General features: G+C 42.0%; 2 protein-coding genes. One reads left to right on the plus strand and one right to left on the minus strand.

Annotated features, from left to right (window positions below; all coding sequences use genetic code 11):
* Window positions 1-847: pentapeptide repeat-containing protein (locus ACUVJL_RS24685; RefSeq protein WP_445248250.1), on the minus strand; the 847-nt coding region annotated here is incomplete at its 3' end.
* Between the two features lie 689 nt (window positions 848-1,536).
* Here ACUVJL_RS24685 and ACUVJL_RS24690 point away from each other — a divergent pair.
* The coding region (locus tag ACUVJL_RS24690; protein WP_445248251.1) for an AAA family ATPase at window positions 1,537-2,850 on the plus strand (1,314 nt) is incomplete at its 3' end.

A 2,850-nucleotide genomic window follows, 5' to 3' on the forward strand; every position in this document is an offset into this window, starting at 1 on the left:
ATGCCCGTCCCACAATAAAAAATAACTCTTGTGGGATGGGCATCTTGCCCGTCCTAGTTATTTTTGCAAGAGGTCTACTCAGCAAGGCACGACTTAGGTTGGCACCACTCAGGTCGGCATCACTTAAGTCAACCTCACTCAAGTTTCGATGTCTAATTCCTTGAGTAACAATCTCTCGTACTAGATACCACTTATTATTGAGTTCGTTACTTTCGTCATCCTCTGAGCTTTCACTCAAAATTTGAACATCTGCAACAGGAAAACCGCTTACTTCCTTTAATTCTCCTGATTTGATGAGAGATACAAGCCGATCGATATCCTCTTGAGAACCCTCTACAGTTAATCGGATGCTGCCCTCTTTAATATCAGTGATTTTTATAGTGTCTCCTGCAAATTCTCGTAAAATAAATTCAACCCTACTTGAATCTCCAAAAGAATTTATATCACCTATTAATTTAATTTCAGCTTTAATTGTATTAGTTTTTTTGTCTATTACAGTCACTTGGCGGTAAAATGTTGGTGTTAGCATTGTCTCGCCTCCTTCATTAATATCAGGGTTTATGCAATCAGTTATTCCTGGTATTTGAGATGGTTCTTCTTCTGAGAGTTCCGCTATTCTCCTCCAATCTAATTTCAATCCTTGACATATTTTTTTAAAGGAATCAAGCTGAAGAGGCTGGCAGTTAAAAAACTTGGTAACTGTACTGCGTGCTAAAAGCTGAGATTTGGCAAAGTTACTTTTTGTATCAAATCCTAGCCTGATCAGAGCTTTTTCTGCTATCTCTATACCTTTTGAAGATGCGGAGATAGTAATTTTCTTCTTTTTTCTGATGCTTAGGTCAGTCATAATGTGGAGAGTGTTTTGACACGATCGCTTACAAAATCGAAACTAGAGCATAGGACAATCATAGAGCAATCACAAGAGAGCGACAAGTAAATCATTGTGTAGTCAGGGTTTCAAGCATTTTGCTTCACACTAGAAGTATAAAGTTTAGGGTCAACGAAACCCATGAATAGACCTCTTGCGAAAGTCTCAGGCGATCTCTAATTTAGTCTTTAAAGAAAGTTCATAATTCTAAATACCAAGGTGTAGGGCATTGAAATATTACCGTTTAAAACAAAAAAGCCAAGTAAGTCATCACCTTACTTAGCTAGTCTTAATTAAAAAAGACAATCTAACGGTTCACGGGAGTTGCTACTCACCCTTGTCATTGCCCTTATCCTTGCTGTCGTTCTCCATCTGTCCGATTAATTGGATTAGAATGGGGAGCACAACCGGATCATTAATATCTACGTCATTAAAAATGACGCAGAAAGCCAGTGTAACAAAAACCAACGGTCGCAACAAATTAGCCATTTACCCCTCTACTTTTCCTAAAGTTCAAGTAAAGCTTGTGAATGGTTGTTCAGAATGGTTGTTCAACCGTAGAGTTCACAGGGAGTTGGAGAGGCCAGCGAAGTCTATGGCCTCTTTTAGCTCATTCTGCTTTAGCCTAATCTAGCACAATAATCTTAGCTGGCTATAAACTTACTTCTTTGATACATTATTTTTTTTTATATTGCGGTCTTTATCTTATAGGTTATCGATATATTAACTATAGGCGCTCGGCTGATAATCTAGTAAAGATTCAACCCAATCTATACGTACTGGAAGGGTGTACAGATATAAGCACCATAGCTAACGCCTACCACGATCTGGCTCTGGGAGAACTGAATAGTCCAGTTAGTCCCCTCCTAAGTAGCTTTAGTAGCATCCGCGAGGATGTAGCAGCAGCCCTCAACCAAAATAGTGCTTACAACCAGCGTTTAGCCCTCAGTGCTGTAGCAGAAAGATTAAATGGTTTAATCCGAGAACTGACCCGCAGTGGTGACAAATATGCAGTACGTTTTAGCCCTATTGCAAATAGTTGGTATAAAATTGTCACCAACTATGTGCAAGAACAGGCGAAAGCAGTTGAACTACGACAAGAAATCGACAACCCTTATATCATCGGCGTACCCCTGACAGAACAACAGGAAATCTTCACCGGACGTGCTGACATTGGTACGCGCATCGAGCAATTACTGCTAGACCGCCGCCGCCCTCCCTTGTTACTCTACGGTCAGCGGCGCATGGGCAAAACATCCCTCCTCAACAACCTGGGACGCTTGCTACCAAGCACTATCATTCCCATGTTTGTAGACTTACAAGGGCCGGTTTCATCGGCAAGAGATTATGCTGGTTTTCTCTACAATATCGCCAAGAGTATGGCAAACTCAGCCAAGCGCCAAAGTGCGTTCACTCTCCCATCTCTTGACCGCGAAACACTGCAAGATGACCCTTTCACCCGCTTTGATGAATGGCTGGACGAAGTAGAACAAGCGCTACAACAAAATATTGCCCTGCTTGCCTTGGATGAATTCGAGGCGCTAGATAATGCCATCACAAAAGGACGCTTTGATCGGGAGGATGTTCTGGGAATGTTGCGTCACCTGATTCAACATCGTCCCCGCTTCAAAGTGCTGCTAGCTGGTTCCCATACAATAGAAGAATTTCAGCGTTGGGCTAGCTATTTAATCAATGTCCAAGTCGTTCATATCAGCTACCTGAAACAACCCGAAGCGCGTCAACTAATTGAGCAACCAGTCAAAGATTTTACCCTGCGTTACGAACCCAATGCGGTTGAGCGAGTTTTGCAACTCACCCGCTGTCACCCTTTCCTAATCCAAATCCTCTGCGCTGAAATTATCGCACTAAAAAACGAGCAAGATCCATCTATCCGCCGACTGGCAACTTTAGCCGATGTAGAAGCAGCAATACCAGAGGCTTTAAGTGTTGGCAGTTTCTTTTTTGCCGATATTCAAAGCAAT

The sequence above is a fragment of the Microcoleus sp. OTE_8_concoct_300 genome (genome assembly GCF_031383065.1).
In the GTDB taxonomy this organism is placed as follows: Bacteria; Cyanobacteriota; Cyanobacteriia; order Cyanobacteriales; family Microcoleaceae; genus Microcoleus.